Genomic DNA, 26,653 nt, shown 5'->3' with positions numbered 1-26,653 from the left:
ACAACCGCTCACTTTTCAACCGCCGAAACCGACCAGCATTCAAGCGCCGTCGACACGCCCCAAACCACACCTCGCGGCGAACCACCGCCGCCATCCCCTCGCGCTCATCCTCCCCAAACCGCTTCGGGGCGGATCCCGGACGGATTCGGGCGGTGGATCCTCCCCGCACTCCCCCACGGCCAGCGCGCAGTCCCCCCAAACCGGTTTGGGGAGGAAAATGGGCCGGTCGGGGCGGATATCTACCCCAGGCCTTCCGCGACAGTCACGTGTCAGGCGACGGCGGTTCGAGTTCCCCAGCGATTGCCCGGTAGCCCCCAGCGACGGGGGACAGTTGCGCCGAGCTCGTCCTCGCCGTACCCCAGCGTCTGCTGCCGACCTCGCGCCCAACCGGCTCTAGCCGGCAACTTTTTCTCAAATGGCGCCCCAAAATTACCGACCCGCGACTTGGCCCCCGCAACGGTCACCCGCAAGGCGACGGCACCTCACTCACCCCAGCCACAGCCCCGTCACCACAGGCGACGGAGAGCGCGGTCGCCGACCTCGCCATCCCCGCCAGCCACAGCCCGGTCACCACAAGCAACGGAGACGCGGTAGCCGGCCTCGCTATCCCCCTCAGCCACGCGCCCTCGCCCGCCCTCTTGTTTTGTCGGCCGCTTTAGCGGTCGAGTTCGCGCGGGCTCGGCCGGAGAGGTGCGTGGGTGGTTGCTCACCGCGGCGGCCGACTAAAAGAAGGGGTGGCTGGGCGACGCACGGGCCGAGGCGGATGGCGAGGCCGGCTACCACGGCTCCACGTTGCCTGGGGCTGACGGGCTTTGGCTGGCGCAACGGCAAGGAGCCGAGGACACCTTGGCGACGCCACACGGAAAGCGACCCGACCGCACCGCACGAGAAGCGTGCCGAGCGCGACCACACCGCACGGGAGACGTCCCGCCCGCGACCACACCGGGCACGGCAGGCGTCCCGACCGCGACAGACCGCACGGGAAGCGTCGCGAGCGTGATCACGCCGGGGTCGCCGGGAGGCTTGCCGAGCGCGATCACGCCGCGCGGGAGACGTCCCGACCGTGATCACGCCGGGCGCGGGAGGCGTCCCGCCCCGACCACAACCGCACGGGAAGCGTGCCGACCGCGACCACAACCGCACGGGAGACGTCCCGACCGCGACCACACCGCACGGGAGGCGTCTCGACCGTGATCACGCCGGCGCGGGAGGCGTTGCGAGGGTGGTCCTTCGTGTGGAGCTCGATTCGGGTGTTGGTCGGGAATGAAGCGGGTGGTGGCGAAAATCTTCCAGCTGGCGGGTTGGGCGTCGGTATGGACACGTAGTGGTGGGTGGGGTGAGGGGGTGGTGAGCGTGGGTGGGGGTGGGTGAAGGGCGGTGCAAGGGACTACTACGTGTTCTTCGCTGCGGCGGCTACTTGGGGCGGGTTGGGGATATCGCTTTCCGGTTTCGGGTTGACTCGTCGTTTCAGCTCTCTTATGGTTGCGGAACACGCCTTGGAAAGCCCTTTCCAAGGGTTCGAGGGAGGCGCGGGGAACTGTGAGCGAGCGACGTATCGGGATCGTGATGAACGGGGTCACCGGCCGGATGGGGCTGCGGCAGCATCTGGAGCGCTCGATCGTGGCGATCCGGGAGCAGGGCGGGATCCAGGCTGCTGACGGGACGATGATCATTCCGGACCCGATTCTGGTCGGGCGGAACGAGTTGAAGTTGCGGCGGATCGCGGAGACGTACGGGCTGAGCCGGTGGACGACCGATGTCGCCGAGGCGCTCGCGGAGCCGGATGTGGAGATCTACTTCGACTCGCAGCTCACGCAGTTGCGGGAGAAGGGGGTCCGCGCTGCGGTGGAGGCCGGGAAGGCGATCTACTGCGAGAAGCCGATCGCGGACAGTCTCGACGCGGCGGTCGACCTGGCTCGGCTGGTGCGGGATTCGGGGCTGAAGAACGGTGTCGTCCAGGACAAGCTGTCGCTGCCGGGACTGCGGAAGCTGAAGCGGTTGGTCGACGGTGGGTTCTTCGGCAAGATCCTGTCGGTGCGCGGCGAGTTCGGGTACTGGGTGTTCGAGGGCGACTGGCAGGAAGCGCAGCGGCCGTCGTGGAACTACAAGTCCGAAGAGGGCGGCGGGATCATCGTCGACATGTTCTGCCACTGGCGGTACGTGCTCGACCAGATCTTCGGTGAGGTCAAGTCCGTCTACTGCCAGGGCGCGACTCACCTTCCGGCCCGCTGGGACGAGCAGGGCAAGGAATACGCGGCCACGGCCGACGACGCGGCGTACGGCGTCTTCGAGCTCGAGGGCGGGATCGTCGCGCAGCTCAACTCGTCGTGGACGACTCGGGTGTTCCGGGACGAGCTGGTCGAGTTCCAGGTGGACGGGACCGAGGGTTCGGCGGTTGCCGGGCTGCGGAACTGTCGCGTGCAGCACCGGTCCGCGACTCCGAAGCCGGTCTGGAACCCGGACATCCCGGCGACCGAGAACTTCCGTGAGCAGTGGGCGACGGTTCCGGACAATGAGACGTTCGACAACGGATTCAAGGTGCAGTGGGAGATGTTCCTGCGACACATCGTCGACGACGCGCCGTGGTCGTGGGACTTCGTCGAGGGTGTCAAGGGTGTGCAGCTCGCCGAACTCGGACTGCAGTCGTGGCGCGAGGGCCGCAAGCTCGAGGTGCCGGCGCTCGATCTCGGAGCGAAGTGATGAAGCTGCCGCTGAACGGTGAGCTGGTCGACTACCAGCTCGTCGGTACGCCGGTTGCCCAGGGCACCTATTCTCCCGCCAGATCGCGATTGGCCTTCGCGGCAGCTCACGTGGTCGCCGACCCACTCGGCGACAGTTCGCCTGGCGCACCCGCGGTGATCGATTGGGAGCACACGCTAGGTTTCCGCCGCCACCTGTGGTCCCTCGGGCTGTCAGTCGCCGAAGCAATGGACACAGCACAACGCGGAATGGGCCTCGACTGGGCAGCCACCCAAGAGCTCATCCGCCGCTCAGCCGCGGAAGCCCCCGACGGCCGGATCGCGGTGGGCGTCGGCACAGACCAACTACCCGCCGCAGGACAACCCGCCGCCGGTTCCAACGGTTCCTACCAGTTGGACGACGTAGCAGCTGCGTACGAGGAGCAGCTGGCTGTTGCGGAGGATGTTGGGGCGCAGCCGATTCTGATGGCTAGTCGGGCGTTGTGTGCGGCTGCGGGTGGGCCGGAGGATTATCGGAAGGTTTATGACCGGCTGCTGTCGCAGTCTTCGCGGCCGGTGATTTTGCATTGGCTGGGGTCGATGTTCGATCCGGCGCTCGAGGGGTACTGGGGCAGCGCGTCGGTGGATGATGCGGCGGACACGGTGGTTGAGCTGATCAACGACAACCTCCAGAAGGTGGACGGGATCAAGGTCTCGTTGCTGGATGCCGACAAGGAAGTTGCCTTGCGCAAGCGTCTTCCGGAAGGTGTGCGGTTGTACACCGGGGACGACTTCAACTATCCCGAGTTGATCCAGGGTGACGGCGATCGGTACAGCGACGCTCTGCTGGGGATTTTCGCCGCGATCGCCCCCGCAGCCGCGGCCGCGCTGAAGGCACTTGACGACAACGACCTCGACACCTACAACAAAGTCTTCGCGCCGACAGTTCCGCTCGCCCGGCAGATCTTCTCCGCGCCGACTTACTACTACAAGACCGGAATCGCCTTCCTGGCTTGGCTGAACGGTTACCAGCCTGGCTTCACGATGGTCGGTGGGCTGCAGACCGGGCGGTCGCTTCCGCATCTTGCGGACACGTTCCGGTTGGCGGATCAGGCCGGCGTACTGACCGATCCGGAGCTTGCCGTCGAGCGGTTCCGGCAGTTGCTCAAGGTCGGCGGGGTCGACGCGTGAACCGCTACAGCCTCAACCAGGCGACGACGAAGTACTGGCCGCTCGAAGAGGTCGTCAAGGCCAGTGCCAACGCCGGCCTGGAGTGGATCGGCTTGTGGCGCGAGCCGATCCAGGAGTACGGCGCGGAGCGGGCCGCCAGGCTGGTTGCGGACGCCGGGCTGAAGGTGTCGTCGCTCTGCCGCGGCGGTTTCTTCACCGCCACCGACCCGCAGGAGCGGCAAGCGAAGATCGACGACAACCGCCGTGCGATCGACGAGTCGGCGACACTCGGTACGTCGGTTCTCGTCCTGGTCAGCGGCGGTTTGCCGCCCGGGTCCCGCGACATCGACGGCGCCCGCGCGATGATTCGCGACGGCCTGGCCGAGTTGGCGCCGTACGCGGAAGAACGCGGTGTGGTCCTCGCGATCGAAGCCCTGCATCCCATGTTCGCTTCGGATCGCTGTGTGGTCTCGTCGCTCAGCGGTGCGCTCGACCTCGCCGAGCATTTCCCGGCGAACCAGGTCGGGGTGATCGTCGATGCCTATCACCTGTGGTGGGACGCCGATGTCTACCGGCAGATCGAGCGAGCCGGTGAGCGGATCGTCTCGTACCAGGTCAGCGACTGGACCGTGCCGCTCCCCGCCGACAACCTGCTCGGTCGCGGGATGATGGGCGACGGTGTGATTGAACTGCGCCGACTCCGGGAAGCCTGTGACGCGGCCGGGTACGACGGTCCGATCGAGGTCGAGATCTTCAACCAGGAACTGTGGGACGCGCCGGGCCAGGAGGTCTTCGACCTGGCGTACGCCCGCTACCAGGAGCACGTCGTCTAGCGTCCCGGGAGTGGTGAGGCTTGAGTGATAGCGGTGTCCAGGTGCGTGCATCGGGGTGCTTGGTCAGTGGCCTCGATGCGGAGCATCGTGGGCGCTGGGCAAGTGGCGCGAGGTGCGTGCCTGGGCGCCGATAGCGCCAAGCGTCACCACTCCCGGGACGCTCTACTCTGAGGAGCCAAGAATGACCATTCCCGCCGACGGTATCGGGATGCACCTGTACACCATGCGGGACGTGCTGGCAGAGGACTATCCGGGAACACTGAAGCGACTGGCCGACATCGGTTATCGCACGGTGGGAGTAAGTGGGCGGTTCGACCACAGCGCCGAGGAGATCCGCGGGTTCGCGGACGATGCGGGGCTGAAGATCGTGCTGGAGCACGTCGGATACGCGCGGATGGCGGACAACTGGGCCGGCGCGCTGGCCGACGTACAGACGCTCGGGGCGCAGTGGATCGTCGTACCGAGCATTCCGGTCGAGCAGCGGTCGATCGAAGGCTTCCGTACGGCGGCCGCCGCGTTCACCGAGGCTGGGAAGGCTGCGCGTGATGCCGGGCTGAAGTTGTTGTTCCACAACCATGGTCACGACTTCTACGAGATCGACGGGACTGTTCTGTACGACATCCTGCTCGACGTGGATCCGGAGCTGCTCGGGTTCGAGCTGGACCTGTACTGGGCGGTCGACGGCGGTCACGACCCGGCGAAGCTGTTCCAGGAGCACCCGGGGCGGTTCCCGGCTCTGCATGTGAAGGACATGGCAGCGGACGGGTCCTGGGAGGACGTGGGCGCCGGGAAGCTCGACTTCGGCGCGATGTTCGAACATGCGGCCTCAGGTGGTGTCGAGCAGTACCTGGTGGAGCACGACAAGCCGACCGACTCCTGGGCTTCCGCTGAGCGCAGTTACCGCGGTATGACCGAGATTTAGCGCACCTCTGTGGATACAGCCGCTCACTGTTAGTACTTTCCGCCTATTCTCGATCTGTGCTTAACGAACCTTCGGTGCCACTGACGGCGGTCCGGCGGCTCTACGAGGTGAGTGCGCGGATGGGCGCGGGGCGCAGCCTGGCCGAAACCCTGCAGGCCGTGGTCGACGGTGTGGTGGACGGTCTGGGCTTCGGCATCGCCGTGCTCAACCTCCGCCAGCCGGACGGGAAGTTCGAGGTCATCGCGGTCTCCGGGTCCCCGGAGGCCCGCGAGGCCCTGCTTGGCACGGTCAGCGCGGCGGACATCTTCGACGCCGAGTTCGCGCTCGCCGACGAGTGGGGCGGGCTGCGGTTCGTCCCCCACGAGCGGCTGCCCGAAGGTGACGTGGTCGGCTGGGTTCCCGACGTACCGATGGCTAGCGGGCCGGATGCGTGGCACCCGCTCGACGCGCTGTTCGCCCCGCTGTACTCGTCCGAGAACGAGCTGGTCGGGATGCTCTCGGTCGACCTCCCGGAGGACCAGCGCCGGCCCGGACCGATCCACCGCGAGCTGCTGGAGATCTTCGCCACCCAGGCCGGCCTGGCGATCGACAAGGCCCGCCTGACCGACCAACTGCTCGCCGAGAAGTCCCGCCTGGAGGCGAGCGAGGCGACGTTCCGAATGGTCTTCGAAGGCGCGGGGAACGGGATGGCCACGGTCGCCCTTGACGGCCCCGAAGCCGGCCGCATCCTCCGCGTGAACGACGCCTTCTGCCAGATCACCGGGTACGACGCGGGGCAGCTGGTGGGTGCCGCCGCGAGCACGTTCCTGCGTGACGAGGAGCCGGAACAGACCCGTCGTGAGCTCGCCCGCCTCGCCGGCAGCGGCACGCCGTACCGGTTCGAGCGGCTCTTCCTACAGCCCAGCGGCAACGAGATCTGGCTCGGAGGTACGGCGGCCATCGTCGCCGAGAGCATCGGTCAGCCGCGGATCCTGCTCGTCCAGATCGACGACGTCACCGCCCGCAAGGACGCCGAACGCGAACTCCGCCACCACGCCGCCCACGACCCCCTGACCGGCCTCCCGAACCGCCGCCTCCTCCAGCACCGCTTCGACTCGGTCCTCGAACGCACCCGCAACTCCGGCCGCCCCGGCGCCCTGCTCTTCTGCGACCTCAACCACTTCAAACTGGTCAACGACGGCTACGGCCACGAAGCCGGCGACCGAGCCCTCCGCGAAATCGCCGCCCGCCTCACCACCGCCGTCCGCCACGGCGACACCGTCGCCCGCCTAGGCGGTGACGAGTTCGCCATCCTCGCCGAAGACATCGCCGACGACGCCCTCAAAGCCCTCATCACCCGCCTCGAACACGCCGTCAGCCGCCCCCTGGAAGGCATCACCACCCAGGTAACCACCGCCATCGGCACCACCCCCATCACCCCCACCAGCCCCGACCTCGACACCCTCCTCCACACCGCCGACCAGGCCATGTACGCGACGAAACAGCTCAGGAACCCAATGCAGTAAGGGGTTTGTCGGTGAGGCGGTAGACGGTCCATTCGTCTTGGGATTTGGCGCCTAGGGATTCGTAGAAGTCGATGGCGGGGGTGTTCCAGTTGAGGACTGACCATTCGAGGCGTTCGTAGTTGTTGCGGACGCATTCTTGGGCCAGGGCGGTCAGGAGGGCTTTGCCGAGGCCGGTGCCGCGGGCTTCGGGGCGGACGAAGAGGTCTTCCAGGTAGATGCCGTGGACGCCGCGCCAGGTGGAGAAGCTGAGGAACCAGATGGCGCAGCCGACGATGCGGTCGTCCAGCAACGCCACGTGAGCGAAGACGGCGGGGGTTTCGCCGAAGAGGGCGGTCTGCAGTTGGTCGGCCGTCAGGTGGCATTCGGAGGGGGCTCGTTCGTAGTCGGCTAGGGCGTAGACGAGTTCGACGATGGCTGGGACGTCTTCCGGGCGGGCACGGCGTACGGTCATGGCGACATCCTGCACCATGGTCGATCTATCAACAGATCGCGTTAATTTCACCTCACCGACAAGCCTCCGACACTTGGCGAGATAACAGTGGCAGGCGCTTTCCCACCCTGAACCCGCCTCGTCCAGGAGGTATTTTTCATGACCGTTTCACGCCGCCGCTTCCTTGCCGCGGGTGGTGCGGGCTCGGCCGCCGTACTCCTCGGCACCGGCGCCTGGGACGCCTCGACCACGTACGCCGCGCCTGCCGCGGCCGGTAATCCGTTCACGCTCGGGGTTGCTTCGGGCGACCCGAAGTACGACAGCGTCGTGCTGTGGACCCGGCTCGCCACCGACCCGTTCGCGGTCGACGGCAAGGGCGGGATGCCCGACCGCTCGGTCCGCGTCGAGTACGAGGTCGCCCGCGACGAACACTTCCGGCACGTCGTTCGCCGTTCGAGCGTCGTCGCCACCCCAGAACTCGGCCACTCGGTGCACCCGGAGATCCACGGCCTGCTGCCGGATCACGTCTACTACTACCGCTTCCGCACCGGCCACCAGATCTCGGCAGTCGGCCGCACGCGGACCACGCCGCACCCGTTCGCGAGCCCGCGAGAGCTGAAGTTCGCCTTCGCGTCCTGCAATGCCTGGCAGGACGGGTACTTCACGGCGTACGACCACATGGCCAACGAGGACCTCGACCTGGTCGTCCACCTCGGCGACTACCTCTACGAGTCCGGCGTAAAGAACAACAAGCGCGGCGTCACGACGGATCCGCGATTCCACACCGAGACGTTCGACCTGGCGCGGTACCGGCTGCAGTACTCCCTCTACAAGTCCGAGGCGCCGCTGCAGGCTGCGCACGCCGCGCATCCGTGGATCCACACGTTCGACGACCACGAGGTCGAGAACAACTGGGCCGGCGACATCTCCCAGATCGACACCGAGCCCGACCAGGACCGGGCTGTCTTCCGGGCCCGGCGCGCGCAGGCCTTCCAGGCGCTCTACGAGAACATGCCGCTGCGTCACGAGCAGATGCCGGCCGGGCCCGACATCCGGTACCACCGCCGTCTTCCGTACGGGCGGCTGGCCGACTTCACCATCCTGGACACCCGCCAGTACCGTTCCGACCAGGTCTGCGGCGACACCGACTCGTCCACGTGCGGCGACCGCTACGACCCGGACAACACCATGCTCGGCGGCAAGCAGCGCGCCTGGCTGCTGGACGGTTTCAAGCGGTCGCACGCCCGCTGGCAGGTGCTCGGCAACCAGACCCCGATGGGTCAGACCGACTGGACGCCCGGCCCGGAGACCCATGTCTGGACCGATCCCTGGGACGGTTATGTTGCCGAGCGCAACAAGTTGCTCGGCGTGGCGCAGGACAGTGGAGTCCGCAACCTCGTGGTCATCACCGGCGACCGGCACCAGAACTACGCCCTCGAACTCAAGCGTGACTACGACGCTCCGGAGTCCGCTTCCGTCGGCACCGAGTTCGTCGGTACGTCGATCACCAGCGGCGGCGATGGCGCGGACATGACGGATCAGGGCAAGCAGTTCCTGGCCGCCAACGCGCACCTCAAGTTCTTCAACAGCCAGCGCGGCTACGTCCGGGTCACCGTCGACCAGAAGCAGTGGCGCTCCGACTTCCGCGTCCTCCCGTACGTGCAGACGCCGGGCGCGACGATCAGCACGCGCGCGACGTACGTCGTCGAGGACCGCAACCCGCACGTCCACAGCGCTTGATTCAGTAGCCGTAGTACTGGATGTATTCGGATATTCCTGTTGGCCTTCCAGGTTCCCGTGCGGGAACTTGGAAGGTATGACGAACCCCACCCGCACCCTCGGTGATGTCCAGGTCAGCCCGATCGGCCTCGGCGGGATGCCGATGTCGATCGAGGGCCGGCCCGACGAGGCCCGGTCGATCGCGACCATCCACGCCGCACTCGACGCCGGCATCACGCTGATCGACACCGCCGACGCGTACCACCTGACCGCGACCGACGTCGGCCACAACGAGACCCTGATCGCCAAGGCCCTCGCGTCGTACGGCGGTGACACGTCGAACGTCGTCGTCGCCACCAAGGGTGGTCACCTCCGCCCGGGCGACGGGAGCTGGACGCAGGACGGTTCCCCGGCGTACCTCAAGCAGGCGGTCGAGGCCTCGATCAAGCGACTCGGCGTCGAGGCGATCGGCCTGTACCAGTTCCACCGCCCCGACCCGAAGACGCCGTACGAGGACTCGGTCGGCGCCATCCGCGACCTGCTCGACGCCGGCAAGATCCGCCAGGCCGGCATCTCGAACGCCAACCCCGACCAGATCCGCCAGGCCAACGAGATCCTCGGCGGCCGCCTGGTCTCGGTGCAGAACCAGTTCTCGCCGAGGTTCCGCTCCAGCGAGCCGGAGCTCGAGCTCTGCGACGAGCTCGGCATCGCCTTCCTGCCGTGGTCCCCGCTCGGCGGCATCTCCAGCGCCGGCGACCTCGGCGACAAGCACCCGGCCTTCCACACCCTCGCCTCCGAGCTCGGCGTCAGCCCGCAGAAGCTGACCCTGGCCTGGATGCTCGCCAAGTCCCCGGTCGTCATCCCGATCCCCGGATCGAGCCGCCCGGAGACCATCCGCGACTCCTACTCCGCCATCGACCTCACCCTCACCCCCGACCAGGTAGCGACCCTCGACGCCGCCTGATACACCGAAACACTTGCAACAAGTGGCAAGTTGGCCACGGATCCCCATAACCATGCTCCCGTCACCCACTGCGACCGATAACCTCTGGCGGTCGACTCTCGGGAGGATCAAGTGGGGATCTGCGTCCGCTGCGGGAATCAGCGAGACCCGGCCAGTCAGAGCTGCCCGCATTGTGGTGCCGGATCCGCGCAGCCGGCCCCGCCGCCGCTGGCGGTAGTGCCGTTCGTGGAGACGCCAGGACCGCCGACGAATTCACCGGCCTCGTGGCCGCCGCCGGTCAGTACGTCGCAGGTCCCGGGCCCGAAGCCACAGAGTTCGGTCGGGGCAAAGCTCCGGCAGCTTTTCACCCGGCCGCCCGGCTACCAGAACGTCTTCGTCTGGCTGGTCACCGGCATGCTACGCAACCCGCGTGGCCTGATCGCCGCGCTGCTCACCACCTGGTTCAACCTGCCGGCGGCCGTCATGCTCGGCGGGGTCGGCATGGTGGTCGGCGGCATCGCTGGGTTTGCCGGCGGTGCGTTCGGCGGTCACAACCAAGCGCAGTCGCTGGCCGAGAACATCCCGTTGCTGAGCACGCTGTTCGGCAGCGCACTTCTCCAGGGCGGCGGCATCCTCGGCATGCTGGTGGGTATCGCGGCCGGTGCGATCGGTGGATTCCTCGTGGGCCTCTTGCTCCCGTGGCTCTTTCTCGCCGCAGCGAGCCCGGCCGAGGGGATCGGCCGCTTCCTCGGCCAGCTCCTCGTCGCCGGCCTGTGCGGTGTCCTCTACACGATCTACGGCATCGCCGCCGAGGGTTGGCGGCTGCGGATCCTCGAAGGTGCGCGGCCGCCCAGTCGCCGGGAACGCGCGCTGATCGAGCCGATCCTACAGGACTGCGCCCGCCGGATGGGCCTCGCGTCGGTACCAAAACTCATGATGTCCGACGACCGGAGTATCAACGCCGCCGCAGGTTCCCGGCACATCATCGTGAACCGCGGCTTCCTCGAGCAGTTCCAGTACGAAACTGAGCCGCTGGCCGGCGTTCTGTGCCATGAGCTCACGCACTGGCGCAACGCGGACGCCATCTCGAGCTTCTTCATCCGCGGCGTCGCGCTCCCGCTCTACCTCTCCTACACCGTCTGTTCCTGGCTGCTGCAGATGACTCGCGGCACTATAGCGTTCATCATCCTGTTCATCACCTGGCCGATCATCGTCAGCATCCGGTACGTCCTGATGCCGCTGCAGGCAGCTGGCTGTCGCGCCGCGGAGTACCGCGCCGACCAGGGCGCGGTGTTCGCCGGCCACCGCGAGGGCATCCGCCAGGTACTCATCAAGATCCAGGACACCTTCGACGGCGCCGCCACCGGATGGGACCTGGCCATCCTGGCCACCCACCCGGCCAGTGAGCTACGGCTCGATAGGCTCGAGGAGCCGGGCGTCGAATACACGCTGCCGGACGCGGACGGCCCGATCGCTCCGACGCCGGTGCTCATCACCGGCTCGCTGGCGAGGGATTGATGAACGCCTCCTGGCCTGCCATTCCGCCGTTCAGTCTCGAGCCGCGCCGGCAGGTGTTCCTCGGCTGGGACGCCCGCGGCGGTTACAAGCGTTGCTGGAGTGCACCCGAGGACTCGGTCGGCATCGTCGGCCCACCGCGCTACGGCAAGACCTCCGGCCTGATCATCCCGTCGGTCATGTGGTGGGAAGGACCAGTCGTCTGTACGTCGACCCGCGGCGACATCCTCGGGTTCACCGGAGACCGCCGGCGAGCGCTGGCGGCGCCGTACGGCGGAAGTGTCCGGGTGTATGACCCGTTCGGCAGCGAGTTCCCCGAACTGTCGATGCGCTGGTCCCCGCTCGCCGACTGTGAGAACCCGTCGGTCTGCTATCGCCGCGTCGCCGCGATGACCGCCGTTGCCGGGCAAGGCGTTTCGGACGGTGATCACTGGCGAGGCGGTGCCGCGGCAATCCTGCGCGCGTATTTCCATGCGGCTGCGTTGGAGGGGTTGCCGATCTCCGTCGTACGGCGTTGGCTCACGGCACAGGAGACGCGTGATCCAACGGCGATCCTGCGACTGTCATCGAGCCCCGGCGCGATGTGGGCCGACGACCTCGATGCCGTCAAGCTGCTCGGCGATCGCGAACGCGGCAGCTTCTACTCGGTCGCCCGGAACACGCTGGAGGCGACGTCCGAACCGACCGTACTGGCGTCCTGTTCGTCGAACGACCTGGACATCGACGAGTTCCTGGAGAGCAGGTCGTCGCTGTTCATCATCGGCCCGTCACACCAGCAGCAGGCGATCGCGCCACTGATGGCCGGTCTGGTCGACAGCATTGCGCAACGCGCGTCCGAGCTAGCTGCTGCTCGCGGTGGTCGACTCGACCCTCCGCTGCTGCTGGCTCTCGACGAGATCGCCAACATCGCCCCGCTGCAAAGCCTCCCGTCCCTCGTCAGCGAAGGCGGCGGCCGCGGCATCATCACGCTCTGGGCCACGCAATCCCTTGCCCAGTTGAGGAATCGTTACGGCGTCGAACAACAAGCCGCCATCCTCGCCGCCACCACCGCGAAGCTGATCTTCGGCGGTATGTCGAACGGCGAGGACCTGCACAACATCTCGTCCTGGGCCGGCGAAGAACGCCAGTCGAACACCAGCACCCAGCTGGGCCCGCAAGGCGGTCCACCGATGACAGGCTTCGGCCCCAACCCGACCGGCGTCACCGGCGGCAACCCCACCCAGAACACCACCGTGGGCACGATCTTCCGCCCCGCCCTGCCCATCAACGCCATCCAGATGCTCCCGCCGTTCCACGCCTGGCTCTTCTGGCGCAGCGACCCACCCTTCCAAGTGGAATCCCGCCCCGCCGGCGCCATCCCCGAATTCGCCCACCTCAAAGGCTTCACGAACGACCTGAAGGGATCCACCGCATGACCTACGAGTACTTCGCCCGCGTCTGGGAGCCGGACGGCGATTCCGTGGACCGCCCCAGTGGGCTGTGGCGTCGCCAGGGTGACGAGGAGCTCGAGTATCTGTCGCTCGTCGACTGGACGTGGCATCCGCGCGATGCGGTAGCTCCGCCGCACCCGGATCTCCTGGTTCCGATTTCGGTCGAGCAGGTGGAGACACTGCTGGGCGACCATGAGCGGTTCGTCAGCTATTGGGTCCAGCGGCTGAGTGTGGCGAAGGGGGATCTGAACGACGAGATCCGCGTCTATCGGCAGCTCCCGAACCCAGGTGGTGTCGTCGACGAGGTCTTCGGCCGCGACAACGCGTGGATCTCCACCCGGACCATCCGAGACTTCCAGGCCGCCGGACCGCACGACGTACCGGATCTGGAGCCCATCGACACCGCGACCGCGGACCGACTGATCCAGGAGACCCGCGGCATCTCGGGAGCCACCGCGCTGTGAGCCCAGGACCCTGGCGAGGTAGGGGACACGAAGCCGAGCTCCAACTCGACGCCGAAGAGAACGAGGCCGTCGAGATCGCTCACGCGCGCGCCGCGCGACGGCGACAGGAGCTCGATGACGCACTCGAGGACACTCGGAAGGCCACGGCCCGGCACGACAGCAGGTTGGTGGGGCTGGACTACTCGCTCAAGTCGCTCGAATCGTTCCGGAGCAAGGTCGCCCGGCGCGGGCAGGACACCACCGGTTATGAGGCCGCCAACTCCACGAACGACCTCAATCGGTACACGGTGACGTTTCCTCGGGAGCAATACACCGAGGGCGTGCTGGCGTCGTACAAGCATCTGAAAGACAACGGGTACCGGCCGGTCAAGGAACGGAACAGCTGGGACACCCCGGACTATCGCGGGATCAATACGACCTGGGCGGCGGTCGGGCCGGATGGTCGCGCGCAACACAAGTTCGAGGTGCAGTTCCACACCCCGGAGAGCTTCAAGGTCAAGGACGAAGACAACCATCTGCTGTATGAGCTGAACCGCGCCGATCAGTCGGGCGACCGCGACCGGCAGGCTGCGATCAGCCAGCTGCAGGCTGAGCGGTACGGCGACATGCAGCCGCCGCCCGGTCACGAAAACATCTGCACGCCGGTGAAGGCCAAGCGCCTTCCGCCCGCGAGCCAAGAGGCGATCGATCAGGTACTTGCTGATGAGCAGGAACTGAAGGACCGCAAGGCTGCTGAGGCGCAGCAGTTGTTTTCGCGGGGTGGGTCGCGGAGTAATCAGGACATCGTCGACAGCGGTGACGGGCTGCCGCGGACTGCCAAGACCGTGGATGAGGCGGCCGAGGCGGGTGGGGTCGACCTGAGCGATGTCGACGTGGTGCTTGTCGAGGAGGCGGACGAGATCCGGTACCTCGATTATCAGGAGGCATGCGCTTGTACGCCGCCTGAGCGGGGTGGAGACGAGATTCGGCTCGGACCGGCGAGTTTCGCGGACCGGGAGACGCTGGTGGCGACACTGGCACATGAGAAGACGCACGTGGAGCAGTTGCGTGCCGGCACCGAGGTGGACTCGGAGAAGATCAAAGACCTCGAAGCCGAGGCGTACGCAAGCGAAGCCCCCGCACTGGAAAGGCTGAACGAATATGACCGCGATCAGGTTCACGGTGGAGACCACGTTCGACCTGCCGAACCGGGACGGGATCCTGGTACCGGGGACGCTGGAGACCGGGGAGATCCAGGGCGGGACAACCTTGGTGACCGAGACGACGAACCTACCGGTGCGGATCCTGGGCGTGGAGTTCCAGACCCCGGCGACCGCGGGGACGAACAAGCTGACGTTGAGGATCCACCGCGAGGACGCGACAACGATCGAACCGGGGACGACCCTGATCAATCGCCCGTAACCGAATCCGAAACCGAAGACGAAGCCGACGCTCAGCAGGAGGCCGACGCTCAGGCAGAGGCCGAAGCTGACGCGCAACGGGAGGACGACGAGCAGGCTCGCGACCAGGCAGACGACGCGCAGGTCGATCAACAGACCGAGCAGCAGGCGGATCGTGCCGAGACGGAGTCCGAGTCCGAGCAGGAGACCGAACGCACGCAAGCGGAGTCCGAGCAGCAAGCGGATCAGACCGAGGCCGAAGCAGACGCACAAGCGGAGGCCGACGCACAGCGCGAGGACGACGAGCAGGCTCGCGACCAAGTAGACGACACCCAAGTCGATCAACAGACCGAGCAGCAGGCGGATCGCGCCGACACGGAAACCCAGTCCGAGCAGGACACGGAACGCACGCAAACGGAGTCCGAGCAAGAGACGGAAGCTCAGGCGGAGCAGGAGTCCGCTCGCGAGGGTGAGACCGAAGCCGAAGCTGAGGCAGAGCCGCAGGCGCAGGCTGAAACCGACGCCGAGCCCCAGGTGCAGGCCGAGACCGAGGCCGAGCCCCAAGCGCAGGCTGAAACCGACGTCGAGCCTCAGGCGCAGGCTGAGGGGGCGGGTGGGTATGAGGAGCAGGCGGGGAATGACGATGCTCGGGTGGCGGAGTCCATGGAGAGTTCTGGTGGGGATGAGGAGTATTCGGGTGGGGACGACTACTCGGCCGGTGATGACATGGGTAGGGAGTGAGGATGGCTAAGCCGCCTTGGGTTTGGGATGAGGTTGCGCCGGAGGTTCGGGCCAAGTCCTGGGACGAGTTGGCCGGGTGGGTTGCTTGGCTTGAGGAGGCTTATGCGCCTTGGGTGTTGCTCCCACCCTGCTGGCCAGTCCACGAGGGGCTCCGGACCGAGCTGACCATGTACTGGTACTGGCATCGCTGGGTCATGTCAGCTGCCGTGAACCCGATCGACGGCGTCCGATGGCACAACGAGATCCGGCGGTCGGCCACCGCCTGGCAGGAGCTGGCGACCTGCCGGCATGAGCCGCCGGTGGCTCATCACGGGCAGATCATGGCGGCCCGGTTGGCGAAACGCGACGAGTACCTCGCCCAAGCACGTCGTACTGAGGAGACATGATGGTGCAGACCCAGCCCAGTCCGCCGGTCAGCCCGTTCGTCGAACCGTGGCAGCCAACGCCGCGCGCCAAGACGATCATCGCGGTGGTGACCGCGGTCCTCGTGGTCCTGTGCGCCGCAACCTACGTGATCCAACGGATCTGGATCACCCCGGAGTCCACGGTCGAAGGCTACTTCGGTGCGCTCGCCGACCGCGACGTCACGAAAGCGGCGTCGTACATCAAGGACAGCAGCACCTCGACCGCCGACATCGTTGCCTCAGACAAATACATCCCGCCGACCAAGCTGAAGATCAACTCGATCGACGGCGACGACGAGAAGACCGCGAAGGTCAGTTTCTTCCTCGGCGATCAGCAGGTGAACGCCGAGATTCCCCTACACCGCAAGAAGGAACTGACCCTCGGCCTGTTCCGCGGCTGGGGAATCGACGGCGGCCAACCCTCGATCCAGATCAGCAGCTCGGCCCCGGTCGAGATCCAGGTCAACGGCAAGCCACTCCCACCAGAATCCCAGGAGACGCGAAACCTCCAAGTCTTCCCGGGCCGGTACGTCGTCAGTGTCGCGGACAACCCGCTCGTCGAGAGCGCCCCGGTCACGATCGACGCCGGTTCCGGCGAGAGCGAAGCAACCCTGGAACCGCAGATCAAAACCGGCGCCCAGGCCGCGGTGGACGCGCAGATCAAGGAGTACCTGAAAGGTTGCGTGACCAAGAACGTGGACACCTGCCCGTTCACGTCGTCGATCACCAAGCCGGTCTGGCGAATCGACACCTACCCGACCGTCGAGCTGCATCTCGACGAGAGCGGCTCGGTGCAGCTCGAGACCGCGGAGGACGGCAAGGCGACCGTCACCGGCACCGGGTACGGCGGCTACCCGGTCGACGACAGCATGTCGTTCGACATCTCCGGCTCGGTCGTCGTCGAGCAGGGCAAGCTCAAGTACCAGCCGGAGGGATGATGAGCCAGCCAACCTCCCGCAAGGTGGCGGTCATCGCGTTCGGCGCCAATCTCGTGGTGTGCGCGCTGATCGGTACCAGCCTGCTCCTGATCCGCGCACCCAGCGGTACGGCGAACACCGCCGTACCGACGCCGTCACCGCGCACCCCCGTCGCGTCGACCCCGACCGAGAGCGAGCCGGCGCCGACCACACCGACGCAGAGCAAGCCGACGAGCGAACCGACGCCGACCGACGACTATCAGGGCGTGTCCGGCCCCGGCGGTGTCGTCACCAAGATCCCGCGTGGGTGGCAGGCGAAGGTCCGCGAAGGCAAGACCGACACGCAGGCGACCGATCCGGCGGAACCGACGAGCTTCCTCCGGTACGGCGGTTCGCCGTCGCCGAGTCAGCCGCTGATCGACGTGATGCGGAACGCCGAGCGGAACTTCAGCACGCAGTACCCGGGGTACAAGCTGATCGCGTTGCGGCCGGAGAGCTGGCGGGAGCACGAGTCGGTGACCTGGACGTTCGAGTTCGACACCGCCGACGGCCGCAAGCATGTGGACTCGGTGTACTGGCGCGCCGGGCAGAACGACTACGTGCTCTACGCGTCCGCGCTGGCCAAGAACTGGCCGGCCATGCAGGAGATCTACACGACCGCCCACGACGCGGCCCAGCCGTGACGTCGTACCAGGCAGGACTTGACCAGTGACTCTTCATCCCGACGAGGACCCTGCGGCCGCCGTCGAACGGCTGCATCAAGAGCTGCTCGCCCAGCCGGACAACAACGAGTTGCGGTTCCAGTTGGCGTGGGCGATCCGGCGGATGACCGAGGCGTCCCTCGCCGTCACGATCTACGAGGTTCGGCTGATCGCCAGCGAACAGCAGCGCGCGATGTGTCGGGAGGCGGCCGAGCGGATCCTGGAGCTGGCGCCCTGGGACGACGAGCTGCGGACCTTCGCGAACGGGCTGGCCGCCGAGGTCGAGAGCGGCGGGCAGTGGGTGTGGCAGAGCCGGCCGACCGCGATCACGCTGGCAATCTGCGCGATCGTCGTCGGCCTCGCCCTCGTCGTCACCGGCGGCCTCACCGGCGACGTCGTACTGGTGATCGTCGCCGCCCTCCTCAGCAGCGCAGCCCTAGCCGGCATCGTCCTCGCCTTCCGCCGCCAAACCTGGCAGATAGCCGCCCGAGCCGCCGCCCCAGTAATCCAATACACCGGAATCTGAGCCCACCCGATACACCGGAATCTGAGGTCTCCGCCCGCCGCCGCCTGCCTTCATCACCCGAACGACAGGACGTATACGCCTACTACACCCCGCCCGCACGCTCACGACGCGGCCCCGAACCCCGCCGACCGGGGTATACGTCCTGTTGTTAGGAGCATGTTCGTTGGGCGGCGTACAGGTCGGGGACGGCGGGAGTCTCGCCCAAGAGGTAGGTGGCGTTCTCCAGGTCGCCTTGGAAGTCGCGCGGCAGGCCGCTGCCGGCCGAGGTGAGGCCTTGGAGGGCGACGGTGATGCTGCGCGGAGCCACGTCGGCCAGGTGGATCGCGTACGGCGCGCCGCCGGTGATGCGGACGTTCCAGTGCGCGATGCGGGCGCCGAAGAGTGGCCCGGAGGCTGCGGAACCGCCGACTCGACCGTTGTTCACCAGGGTGATGTCGGTGCGGACGTTCTCGAACGGCATGGCGCGGTGGGTATCGAAGGTGCCTTCGACCATCCGGCCGCGGCGCCAGACATTGCCGGCCGACAGGCCTTCGAGATTCAGGCCGTGATGCAGGCCGCCGGTGGGCAGTGGCACGGTGAACTGCTCGATCTCGAAGCCGTCCACCAGGTTGTCGTGCGCCTGCATGCGGCACGCGAAGCTGTGGTGCGCAGAGCGACCGCCGACTGCGACATTCGTCAACGTCACCGCCTTCGTGGTGGTGAAGCCGAAGCCGAGGTCGCAATTCTCGACCCGGACGTCATCGGCCCAGCAGTCGTGCACCGCTTGGAAACACAGACCGTTCGAACCTGGGTGCCGGTTGTGGATCGTCATCGGACGTAGCTCGTTGCGGATCGTGAGGCCCTCGACGCCGACGTCGTGCACCGTCGGCCCGATCTCCCGCAACCGCGACGGCCAACTCGGCCGCAGGTCGTACCGCAACGGCTGCGCCAACCGCACCAGCCGCTCACCAAGCACAGCCTCGATCCGCACCGGCCACTGCAAACTCGCGTACTGGATGTACTGACCACCTGAGCCGGTAGTCAGTTGCGGAGCACGCGTAGGCCAGTCGTAGCCGGAAGCCCCGGCCACGTCCCCGGTCAGATGCTTGAGCACGCCTGCATCTGCTGGGTTATCCGTTTCTAGTACGACGAGGTCGCCGGCCGCGAGGTGTTCGGTCGAGGAGACGAGCAGCGTGCGTTGACCGCGTGACGCGGCACTCACCTCGGCCAGGGTGTCGCCGAGCAACCAGCCTTCGGACGTGGCGTAGCCCTCGGCCTCGGACTTGGCCTTGCGCTCGGCGGACATCACCCAGATCTGACCGCCCGTCCACGACCAGCGACTCTGCAGACTGGGCTGGAGATTCGGCCGGTAGGAGTCCTCGAGCGGCTTGGTGAAATGCAGGATCGTGCGGTCCCGCCCAGCACCACGCAGGACCACATTCGACCAGTGAATCCACAGCGGGGAGTCGAGGCGATAAATCCCAGCCGGTACGACGACAGTCCCGCCACCCCGCTCCCCGGCGTACCGGACCGCGGCCGTGAAGGCCGCAGCCGAGTCCACGCCAGGTTGAGCCCCAAAGTCCTTCACGTTCGCAACCACCCGCGGACGCCGCGGCCGCTCGCCACCCCGATAACCGGCGTACGAGACGTCCGGGATGAGCGGATGCGCCCCAGGCGCCGCCGCCCACTCCTCGAGCAGTTGAGTGGAGAGGTCACGCGGCGGGCGTCCCCGACTGGCGCCCCCGGAGGCGGCGCCGGAAGTGCCTGCGGACATGGGGGTGACGGGCGCGGCAGCCGGTGCTGCGGCGGAGGCGGGGGTGACGAGCGCGGCAGCCGGGGCTGCGACGGCGGAGCCGAGCAGGAGCCGGCGGCTCAGCCGCCCACCCAACCCACTCGCACGGGCGGTGGGCGGGACGCGGGTGGGCTCGGAGGGGTGGGCGGGGGATGGGGGCATGGGCGGGCTCCTCGGGGCGGAGGTTTCGTGGGGCGGGACCTAGTTTCGTCAGGTGGACCCTGGCTGACAAGGGGTTGGCGGTTCCGGAATCGTGGACACCGGACTGGCGTTGTGGTCTGTGAAGTAGTTAAATAGTGAACTACTCGAATCGAAGGAGGACCCGATGCAGTTCGGGGTGTTCAGCGTCAGCGACGTGACCGAGGACCCGACCACCGGAAAGACGGTGAGTGAGGGTGAGCGGATCAAGGCGATGGTGGCGATCGCGCTGAAGGCCGAAGAGGTCGGGCTGGACGTGTTCGCGACCGGGGAGCACCACAACCCGCCGTTCGTGGCCTCGTCGCCGACGACCATGCTCGGGTTCATCGCGGCGCAGACGTCGAAACTCGTGCTGTCGACCGCGACCACGCTGATCACGACGAACGACCCGGTGAAGATCGCCGAGGACTACGCGATGCTGCAGCATCTGTCCGGCGGCCGCGTCGACCTGATGATGGGGCGCGGCAACACCGGTCCGGTCTATCCGTGGTTCGGCCAGGACATTCGTAACGGGATCGCGCTCGCGGTCGAGAACTACGCGCTGCTGCGCCGACTCTGGCGCGAAGACGTGGTCGACTGGGAAGGCAAGTTCCGGACGCCGTTGCAGGGGTTCACCGCGACGCCGCGCCCGCTGGACGACGTACCGCCGTTCGTGTGGCACGGTTCGATTCGCTCACCGGAGATCGCGGAGCAGGCGGCGTACTACGGGGACGGGTTCTTCCACAACAACATCTTCTGGCCGGCCTCGCACACCAAGCAGATGATCGATCTGTACCGGCGGCGGTTCGAGCACTACGGGCACGGCGCCGCGGACCAGGCGATCGTCGGGCTCGGCGGACAGGTCTTCATGCGGAAGAACTCGCAGGACGCGGTCCGCGAGTTCCGGCCGTACTTCGACAACGCGCCGGTCTACGGACACGGGCCCTCGCTGGAGGACTTCACGCGCGAGACGCCGTTGACGGTCGGGAGTCCGCAGGAGGTCATCGAGCGGACGCTGACGTTCCGGGAGCACTTCGGTGATTACCAGCGGCAGCTGTTCCTGATCGACCACGCCGGACTGCCGTTGAAGACCGTGCTGGAGCAGCTGGACATCCTCGGCGAAGAGGTCGTTCCCGTACTGCGCAAGGAGTTCGCTGCGCTGAAGCCCGCACACGTACCGGACGCGCCGACCCACGAGTCCCTGAAGACCGCAGCCGAGCGTGCACGTGATTTGGAGACGCTATGAGCGAGCGCGTCATCGCAGTAGTTACCGCAGGGCTCACGACACCGTCGTCGTCGCGACTACTCGCGGATCAGCTGGCGGCCGCCGTACAGGATGAATTGTCGGAGCGTGGCCAGACCTCGCGAACCGAGGTGATCGAGGTCCGCGACCACGCCCACGACCTGACCAACAACCTCCTCACCGGCTTCCCCTCAGCCGACCTCGAGAAGGTCCTCACCACGGTCACCACGGCCGACGCACTGATCGTGGTCTCGCCGACCTTCTCCGCGTCGTACAGCGGTCTCTTCAAGATGTTCTTCGACGTCCTCGACGACCAAGCCCTGGCCGGCAAACCAGTCCTCCTAGCCGCAACCGGCGGCACCGAGCGCCACTCCCTCGTGCTCGACTACGCCCTCCGCCCCCTCTTCGCCTACCTCAAAGCCCTCCCCGTCCCCACCGGCGTCTACGCCGCCTCCACCGATTGGGGCCCCAACGCCGCCACCCTCCGCCCCCGCATCACCCAAGCCGCCACCGAGTTGGTAGCCACCCTCCACCAAGAAACCCCAGCAAAGCCCGACCCGTACGCCGACCCCACCCCCTTCGAGGACCTACTCAACAGCTGATACTTGGAGGATGCAGATCCTCGGGGGCTACGTGATCGCAACCCCGACCAAGCTCGGCCCGGCTGATCTTCCACACCCCCTGTGGACGATCAGCCCTTGCCTGCTCCCAGACCTGCCCGGCCCGTCGTACGGCGATTGGTTCACCGACCGCACCCACGCCGAGGCGGTGCTGAAGACGACCGGCGTTGAGGCGGACCTGCTGGCGGTCGGCATCGAGGAAGCGCTGGCGAACGACCTCCGCGCCGACCGGGCGGACTGGTGGGCGCGCAATCCTGCGCTCGCGATCTCGCCGGGAGGAAAGCGCGAAACCTCGGTTGACGAGCCTGGCGCCGACGACTTCTTCCAGCTCCTCGACCAGCAGCTTCCACTCCCGCCTGACGCGGAGACCCTCGGCTACGAACTGGTCGGCCTCGAGACTGACTTCACGTTTCACTCGTGGCACTGTTTTCCGTTCGCCGCCGAACGCCGCGCCCTCGGCGTCACGCTCGCGCCGAACGGTCTCCTCGCCGACCACGGTGACGCTCTCCGGGTGCTCGACCTCATTCGCGAGGAGCCGCCGTACGAGGTGCCGTGGACGGTCGCGACGCTGGCGGTGGTGGGGAAATGAGGCGGTGGGCGGGGTTTTTCTTTGTGGTGAGTGCTGTCGCGTTGGTGACTGGGTTCGTCACGGGGGACCTGGGGCACGCGCCGCCGGCGTCGGTGGCGGGTGTTGACCTGCTGGTGCGGGAGGGCGGGGGCAAGTCGGGGGATGGGTGGGGGTCGTTGATTGCTGCTGGGGCGTCAGCTCTGATTGGGCTTGTTTTGTTGCTTTTGCGGACGCGCGGCGATCAACAGAGCAATACCGTCAAGAATCCGGTCCAGCCCAAAGGCTAGGACGTGGTCGGCGTCGAGAGCCGACTGGAAGTGTTCGCCTACTGAGGTGCCGACGCGGCCGGCTGTTGGGAAGGCGATGCTGGAGCCGGACATGACGTGGGTGAGGGTGGGCGCGATCTGGCGCCACCACTCCTCGTCGGAGAGGCCGGAGTCGCGTTGGGTGCGGAGTTGTTCGGCGCCGGCGCGGGCGGTGCCGGTGACGTGGGTGATGACGAGGGTGAGGGCCGAGTCCATCTCGACGTCGGTCAGGCCGAGGCCGTCCAGTGGGCGTAGCTCCGCTTCGTACTTGAGGGTGATGTTCGGCCCCAGCGCGGTCCTGGTCGTGGGGACCTCGTGGATCCACGGATGCCGGGCCAGTACGTCGAAGTTCCGGTGCGCGACGAATTCCAGCGCCGCCCGCCAGTCGGGCTGGCGAGCCGGTTCGTCGACGTCGGCGTACAGGTCGCCGTACACGTGGTCGAACATCAGATCGGTGAGCTCGGCCTTGCCGGGGACGTGGGTGTAGAGCGACATCGTGCCGGCTTTGAGTCGCTCGGCGACGACGCGCATCGAGACGGCGTCGAGGCCCTCCGCGTCGGCCACCTCGATGGCGGCGTCGACGATCGCGCGGACGGTCAGGCCGGAGCGGCCGGGTTTGGTGTGACTCCCCCACAACAGCGCCAGACTGCGCGCCGGATCGGCGGCCACCACTTTTTTTCCAGCCAACGGAACAAACTCCCAGCGCTCGTCGTTGCACCGATCGTACCCGAGTCGTACGGTGTACGGTACACTCTACGATTCAACCTAGCGAGAGGTGGGAAGTGACGAAGCAACAGGTGATCGAGGCTGCCGATGTGCGGAAGAACTATCGCGGCGGCACCGAGGGGGCAGGCCTGAACGGCTTCGATCTCGAAGTCACCGCCGGAACCGTGACGGGCCTGCTCGGCCCCAACGGCGCCGGCAAGACCACGGCGGTGCGGATCCTGTCCACACTGCTGCAACTGGATTCCGGTACGGCGTCCGTCGCCGGGTACGACGTTCGCCGTCAAGGAGCCGAGGTTCGGCGCCGGATCGGGCTCGTCGGGCAGTACGCGGCGATCGACGAGGTGCTGACCGGACGGCAGAACCTGGTCATGTTCGGCCGGCTCAACCATCTCGGCCACGCGAAGGCGGTACGGCGGGCCGACGAGCTGCTCGACCAGTTCAGTCTGACCGCGGCGGCCGGGCAGGCGGTCAGCAAGTACTCCGGCGGTATGCGTCGCCGGCTCGATCTGGCGGCCAGCCTGATCGTGGCGCCGGCGGTCCTGTTCGTCGACGAACCGACCACCGGGCTGGACCCGGCCGGCCGGATCGAGGTGTGGACGGCCATCCGGCAACTCGTCGACAACGGCACGACCGTGCTGCTCACCACGCAGTACCTGGAGGAGGCGGATCAGCTGGCGAACCGGATCTCGATGCTCAAGGACGGCAAGGTGGTCGCGGAGGGTACGCCGGATCAGCTGAAGACCCAGCTCGGTTCGGACTGGCTCGACCTGGTGCTCGTCGACCCCGAACAGGTCGAGCAGGTGCTGAACCTGGCCCGGCCGCTCGCGGACGGCGAGATCCGCGTCGAGGGCACCCGGATCAGCGTTCCGGTGAAGGACCGCACCAAAGCCCTCACGGTGATGGCGAACTCGTTGCATGAGGCAAGAATCGAACCGGAGGACATCACGTTACGCAGACCGACGTTGGACGAAGTGTTCCTGCACCTGACCGGAGCGGGCGTATGACCGCCCTCGGCTGGGCCATCGCGGACGGGTGGACGATCACCCGCCGCGCCCTGACGCACTGGCGGATGCAACCAGGGTTGATGTTGTTCGCCTGGTTCTTCCCGGTGCTGATGCTGCTGATGTTCGGCGGCCTGCTCGGCGGTGCGATGGAGTTCCCCGAAGGCGAGTCGTACTACGAACTCCTGGTCCCGGGGATCTTCGCGCTGACCATGCTGTTCGGGCTCGAAGGCACCATGACCGCAGTCATCCAGGACCGTGACAAGGGGGTGACGGATCGATTCCGCTCGCTGCCGATGAGTTCGGCCGCGGTGGTCCTCGGTCGCTGCATGGCCGACATGCTCGACACGATCGTGTCCCTCGCCGTACTGGCCGGGACCGGGCTCGCCCTCGGCTGGCGTTGGCATGAGGGACTGCCTTCCGCAATCGCGGCGTTCGGTCTGCTCCTGCTGTTGCGATTCGCCTTGCTGTGGGTCGGAATCTTCATCGGCCTGTCCGTGAAGAACGCCCAGAGCATCACCGCCATCCAGGTCCTGGTCTGGCCGGTCGGCTTCCTCTCCAGCGCCTTCGTCGCCACCTCGACGATGCCGGCCTGGCTGGGCACCATCGCCCAGTGGAGCCCCCTGTCCGCCACCGCCACCGCATCCCGAACCCTCTTCGGCAACCCCGACCCGTCAACCACCGCCACCTGGATCGGCAGTCACTCCGTCCTGATGGCAGTCATCGCCCCACTCATCCTCACCACAATCTTCATGCCCCTCTCCGCCCACCGCTACCGCACCCTGTCTCGCTAAAGCGGACGCCGTTTCGACCTACCACGCGTAGGTAGCCTCACCGGCTTCTCGGGCTCTGGCGGCAACCACTCAGCCGCCAGAGCCCGTTGGCGATCCACGTCCGCAAGGGCAGCCGCCTTGCTGGGATAGCGAAAGGACTCGATCCGAAGGTTCGCGGTGATGTGCAAGGTCCAGCCGCGCCGGAAGATGAGCAGGTAGGTCAGGCGGCTGGCGGCGAAGACGATGGGGATCGTCAGCAGCGACACCCCGAGGGTCACCCACATCAGCTCGATGGCGGCTTCGTACGGCCACTCCACCGAGCCAGTACGCCGTACCTCGACGAACACATCCCCCATGCGATCAGCCTACGAGTTGGCCGCCGTTGATTTCGATGATTTGGCCGGTGACGTAGGAGGACATGCGGTCGGAGGCGAGGTAGAGGACGGTGCCGACGCATTCGTGGGGGGTGCCGGTGCGGCCGAGGGGGATGGTGCTGACCATGGCCTGCATCTGTTCTGAGGCGGTGTGGCGGTCGTGGAAGGGGGTGCTGATGACGCCTGGGGAGATGGCGTTGACGCGGATGTTGTCGGGGGCGAGCTCCTTGGCCAGGCCGCGGGTGAAGGTGCTGACCGCGCCCTTGCTGGTCGCGTAGACGACCGAGCCGCCGGCTCCGCCGGTTCGGGCGGCGATCGAGGTGACGTTGACGATCGACCCGCCGCCCTGGCCGCGGAACACCGGAACCACCCGGCGGCTGAGTGCGAACACCGAGGTCAGGTTCACCTCCAGGATCCGCTGGAACTCCTCGTCCGGTACGTCGACGATCGGCGACCGGTTGACCAGATCACCGGCGTTGTTCACCAGTACGTCGATCCGCCCGTACTTGGCGATGACCTCGTCGACCAGGGTCCCCGCTGACGCCGGATCCGCGAGATCGGCCTGGAACAGGGACGCCGTACCGCCTGCTGTTTGGACCGCGGCCACCGTGTGTGCGGCACCCTCGGCGTTGCGGTGGTAGTGCACGGCCACCGTGGCGCCGGTCTCGGCGAAGCCGACCGCGACCGCGGCCCCGATCCCACTGCTGGCTCCCGTCACGAGCACGACCTGGTCGGTGAAATCCAGATATCCCATACCCCCCATCCTTCCAAACCCCACCCCACCTCGCGCCCAAAGAGCAGCCCTCCGCTCCCCAACC

The 26,653-nt window shown here is 67.1% G+C and carries 25 protein-coding genes; 20 read left to right on the top strand and 5 right to left on the bottom strand.

Annotated features, from left to right (window positions below; translation table 11 throughout):
* Window positions 1-1,539 precede the first annotated feature (1,539 nt).
* The 5 genes from ABD231_RS40780 (at window position 1,540) to ABD231_RS40760 (ending at window position 7,108) form a co-directional block, all read left to right on the top strand.
* Window positions 1,540-2,700 carry a Gfo/Idh/MocA family protein gene (locus ABD231_RS40780; protein ID WP_344165455.1) on the top strand — a complete coding sequence of 387 codons (1,161 nt, stop codon included), beginning with the start codon at window positions 1,540-1,542 and terminating at the stop codon, window positions 2,698-2,700.
* Complete coding sequence (locus ABD231_RS40775; RefSeq protein WP_344165452.1) at window positions 2,700-3,869, top strand: dihydrodipicolinate synthase family protein; 1,170 nt, start codon at window positions 2,700-2,702, stop codon at window positions 3,867-3,869. The genes ABD231_RS40780 and ABD231_RS40775 overlap by 1 nt, the downstream gene beginning before the upstream one ends.
* Window positions 3,866-4,681 carry a sugar phosphate isomerase/epimerase family protein gene (locus ABD231_RS40770; protein ID WP_344165449.1) on the top strand — a complete coding sequence of 272 codons (816 nt, stop codon included), beginning with the start codon at window positions 3,866-3,868 and terminating at the stop codon, window positions 4,679-4,681. Before ABD231_RS40775 ends, ABD231_RS40770 begins: the two co-directional genes overlap by 4 nt.
* Before the next feature lie 181 nt (window positions 4,682-4,862).
* Window positions 4,863-5,603 carry a sugar phosphate isomerase/epimerase family protein gene (locus tag ABD231_RS40765; RefSeq protein WP_344165446.1) on the top strand — a complete coding sequence of 247 codons (741 nt, stop codon included), beginning with the start codon at window positions 4,863-4,865 and terminating at the stop codon, window positions 5,601-5,603.
* A gap of 56 nt (window positions 5,604-5,659) precedes the next feature.
* Window positions 5,660-7,108, top strand: coding sequence for a diguanylate cyclase domain-containing protein (locus tag ABD231_RS40760; RefSeq protein ID WP_344165443.1), 1,449 nt, complete (start codon window positions 5,660-5,662; stop codon window positions 7,106-7,108).
* On the opposite strand, the gene ABD231_RS40755 is transcribed toward ABD231_RS40760, so the two are convergent.
* Entirely contained in the window at window positions 7,089-7,559 is a 471-nt protein-coding gene (locus tag ABD231_RS40755; protein WP_344165440.1) for a GNAT family N-acetyltransferase, read from the bottom strand. The genes ABD231_RS40760 and ABD231_RS40755 overlap by 20 nt on opposite strands.
* 138 nt (window positions 7,560-7,697) lie before the next feature.
* On the opposite strand from ABD231_RS40755, the gene ABD231_RS40750 reads away from it, so the two are divergent.
* The 10 genes from ABD231_RS40750 to ABD231_RS40705 all read left to right on the top strand — a co-directional run bounded on the left by ABD231_RS40750 (window position 7,698) and on the right by ABD231_RS40705 (window position 18,277).
* Window positions 7,698-9,278 (top strand): alkaline phosphatase D family protein, encoded by a 1,581-nt coding sequence (locus ABD231_RS40750; RefSeq protein ID WP_344165437.1) that lies wholly within the window; start codon window positions 7,698-7,700, stop codon window positions 9,276-9,278.
* A 76-nt stretch (window positions 9,279-9,354) separates the two neighbouring features.
* Complete coding sequence (locus ABD231_RS40745; protein ID WP_344165434.1) at window positions 9,355-10,221, top strand: aldo/keto reductase; 867 nt, start codon at window positions 9,355-9,357, stop codon at window positions 10,219-10,221.
* Window positions 10,222-10,446: 225 nt separating this feature from the next.
* The gene (locus ABD231_RS40740; RefSeq protein WP_344165431.1) at window positions 10,447-11,718 is read left to right on the top strand and encodes a M48 family metalloprotease; all 1,272 of its coding nucleotides are present in this window, start codon (window positions 10,447-10,449) and stop codon (window positions 11,716-11,718) included.
* Complete coding sequence (locus ABD231_RS40735) at window positions 11,718-13,130, top strand: type IV secretory system conjugative DNA transfer family protein (protein ID WP_344165428.1); 1,413 nt, start codon at window positions 11,718-11,720, stop codon at window positions 13,128-13,130. The genes ABD231_RS40740 and ABD231_RS40735 overlap by 1 nt, the downstream gene beginning before the upstream one ends.
* Window positions 13,127-13,609, top strand: coding sequence for a hypothetical protein (locus ABD231_RS40730; protein WP_344165425.1), 483 nt, complete (start codon window positions 13,127-13,129; stop codon window positions 13,607-13,609). Before ABD231_RS40735 ends, ABD231_RS40730 begins: the two co-directional genes overlap by 4 nt.
* The gene (locus ABD231_RS40725) at window positions 13,606-15,729 is read left to right on the top strand and encodes a hypothetical protein (RefSeq protein WP_344165422.1); all 2,124 of its coding nucleotides are present in this window, start codon (window positions 13,606-13,608) and stop codon (window positions 15,727-15,729) included. The genes ABD231_RS40730 and ABD231_RS40725 overlap by 4 nt, the downstream gene beginning before the upstream one ends.
* 2 nt (window positions 15,730-15,731) lie before the next feature.
* Window positions 15,732-16,115 (top strand): hypothetical protein, encoded by a 384-nt coding sequence (locus tag ABD231_RS40720; protein WP_344165419.1) that lies wholly within the window; start codon window positions 15,732-15,734, stop codon window positions 16,113-16,115.
* On the top strand, window positions 16,112-17,071 hold the full coding sequence (locus ABD231_RS40715) for a hypothetical protein (RefSeq protein ID WP_344165416.1): 960 nt from the start codon (window positions 16,112-16,114) through the stop codon (window positions 17,069-17,071). The genes ABD231_RS40720 and ABD231_RS40715 overlap by 4 nt, the downstream gene beginning before the upstream one ends.
* On the top strand, window positions 17,071-17,733 hold the full coding sequence (locus ABD231_RS40710) for a hypothetical protein (protein ID WP_344165413.1): 663 nt from the start codon (window positions 17,071-17,073) through the stop codon (window positions 17,731-17,733). Before ABD231_RS40715 ends, ABD231_RS40710 begins: the two co-directional genes overlap by 1 nt.
* 25 nt (window positions 17,734-17,758) lie before the next feature.
* Complete coding sequence (locus tag ABD231_RS40705) at window positions 17,759-18,277, top strand: hypothetical protein (RefSeq protein WP_344165410.1); 519 nt, start codon at window positions 17,759-17,761, stop codon at window positions 18,275-18,277.
* Between the two features lie 148 nt (window positions 18,278-18,425).
* Here the strand turns inward: ABD231_RS40705 and ABD231_RS40700 are convergent, their stop codons facing one another.
* Window positions 18,426-20,210, bottom strand: a complete 1,785-nt coding sequence (locus ABD231_RS40700) for a glycosyl hydrolase family 28-related protein (RefSeq protein WP_344165407.1) — start codon at window positions 20,208-20,210, stop codon at window positions 18,426-18,428.
* A gap of 163 nt (window positions 20,211-20,373) precedes the next feature.
* Here ABD231_RS40700 and ABD231_RS40695 point away from each other — a divergent pair, with 163 nt between their 5' ends.
* From ABD231_RS40695 to ABD231_RS40685, 3 genes are read left to right on the top strand one after another with little or no spacing between them, the layout of a single operon-like run.
* On the top strand, window positions 20,374-21,471 hold the full coding sequence (locus ABD231_RS40695) for an LLM class flavin-dependent oxidoreductase (protein WP_344165404.1): 1,098 nt from the start codon (window positions 20,374-20,376) through the stop codon (window positions 21,469-21,471).
* Window positions 21,468-22,070, top strand: coding sequence for an FMN reductase (locus ABD231_RS40690; RefSeq protein WP_344165401.1), 603 nt, complete (start codon window positions 21,468-21,470; stop codon window positions 22,068-22,070). The genes ABD231_RS40695 and ABD231_RS40690 overlap by 4 nt, the downstream gene beginning before the upstream one ends.
* Before the next feature lie 10 nt (window positions 22,071-22,080).
* On the top strand, window positions 22,081-22,677 hold the full coding sequence (locus tag ABD231_RS40685) for a hypothetical protein (RefSeq protein WP_344165398.1): 597 nt from the start codon (window positions 22,081-22,083) through the stop codon (window positions 22,675-22,677).
* A 173-nt stretch (window positions 22,678-22,850) separates the two neighbouring features.
* On the opposite strand, the gene ABD231_RS40680 is transcribed toward ABD231_RS40685, so the two are convergent.
* Complete coding sequence (locus ABD231_RS40680; RefSeq protein ID WP_344165395.1) at window positions 22,851-23,648, bottom strand: TetR/AcrR family transcriptional regulator; 798 nt, start codon at window positions 23,646-23,648, stop codon at window positions 22,851-22,853.
* Window positions 23,649-23,743: 95 nt separating this feature from the next.
* Here ABD231_RS40680 and ABD231_RS40675 point away from each other — a divergent pair, with 95 nt between their 5' ends.
* Both ABD231_RS40675 and ABD231_RS40670 read left to right on the top strand, forming a co-directional pair.
* A complete protein-coding gene (locus tag ABD231_RS40675) occupies window positions 23,744-24,691 on the top strand; it encodes an ATP-binding cassette domain-containing protein (protein ID WP_344165392.1) in 948 nt (315 codons plus the stop codon).
* The gene (locus ABD231_RS40670) at window positions 24,688-25,482 is read left to right on the top strand and encodes an ABC transporter permease (RefSeq protein WP_344165389.1); all 795 of its coding nucleotides are present in this window, start codon (window positions 24,688-24,690) and stop codon (window positions 25,480-25,482) included. The genes ABD231_RS40675 and ABD231_RS40670 overlap by 4 nt, the downstream gene beginning before the upstream one ends.
* Here ABD231_RS40670 and ABD231_RS40665 read toward each other — a convergent pair.
* Window positions 25,479-25,817: a hypothetical protein gene (locus ABD231_RS40665; RefSeq protein ID WP_344165386.1), complete on the bottom strand. Its 339-nt coding sequence runs from the start codon at window positions 25,815-25,817 to the stop codon at window positions 25,479-25,481. The genes ABD231_RS40670 and ABD231_RS40665 overlap by 4 nt on opposite strands.
* A gap of 4 nt (window positions 25,818-25,821) precedes the next feature.
* Window positions 25,822-26,589: an SDR family NAD(P)-dependent oxidoreductase gene (locus ABD231_RS40660; protein ID WP_344165383.1), complete on the bottom strand. Its 768-nt coding sequence runs from the start codon at window positions 26,587-26,589 to the stop codon at window positions 25,822-25,824.
* Window positions 26,590-26,653 lie beyond the last annotated feature (64 nt).

Source organism: Kribbella yunnanensis (genome assembly GCF_039529655.1).
GTDB lineage: Bacteria > Actinomycetota > Actinomycetes > Propionibacteriales > Kribbellaceae > Kribbella > Kribbella yunnanensis.
This window is presented reverse-complemented; position numbering and strand designations above follow the sequence as displayed.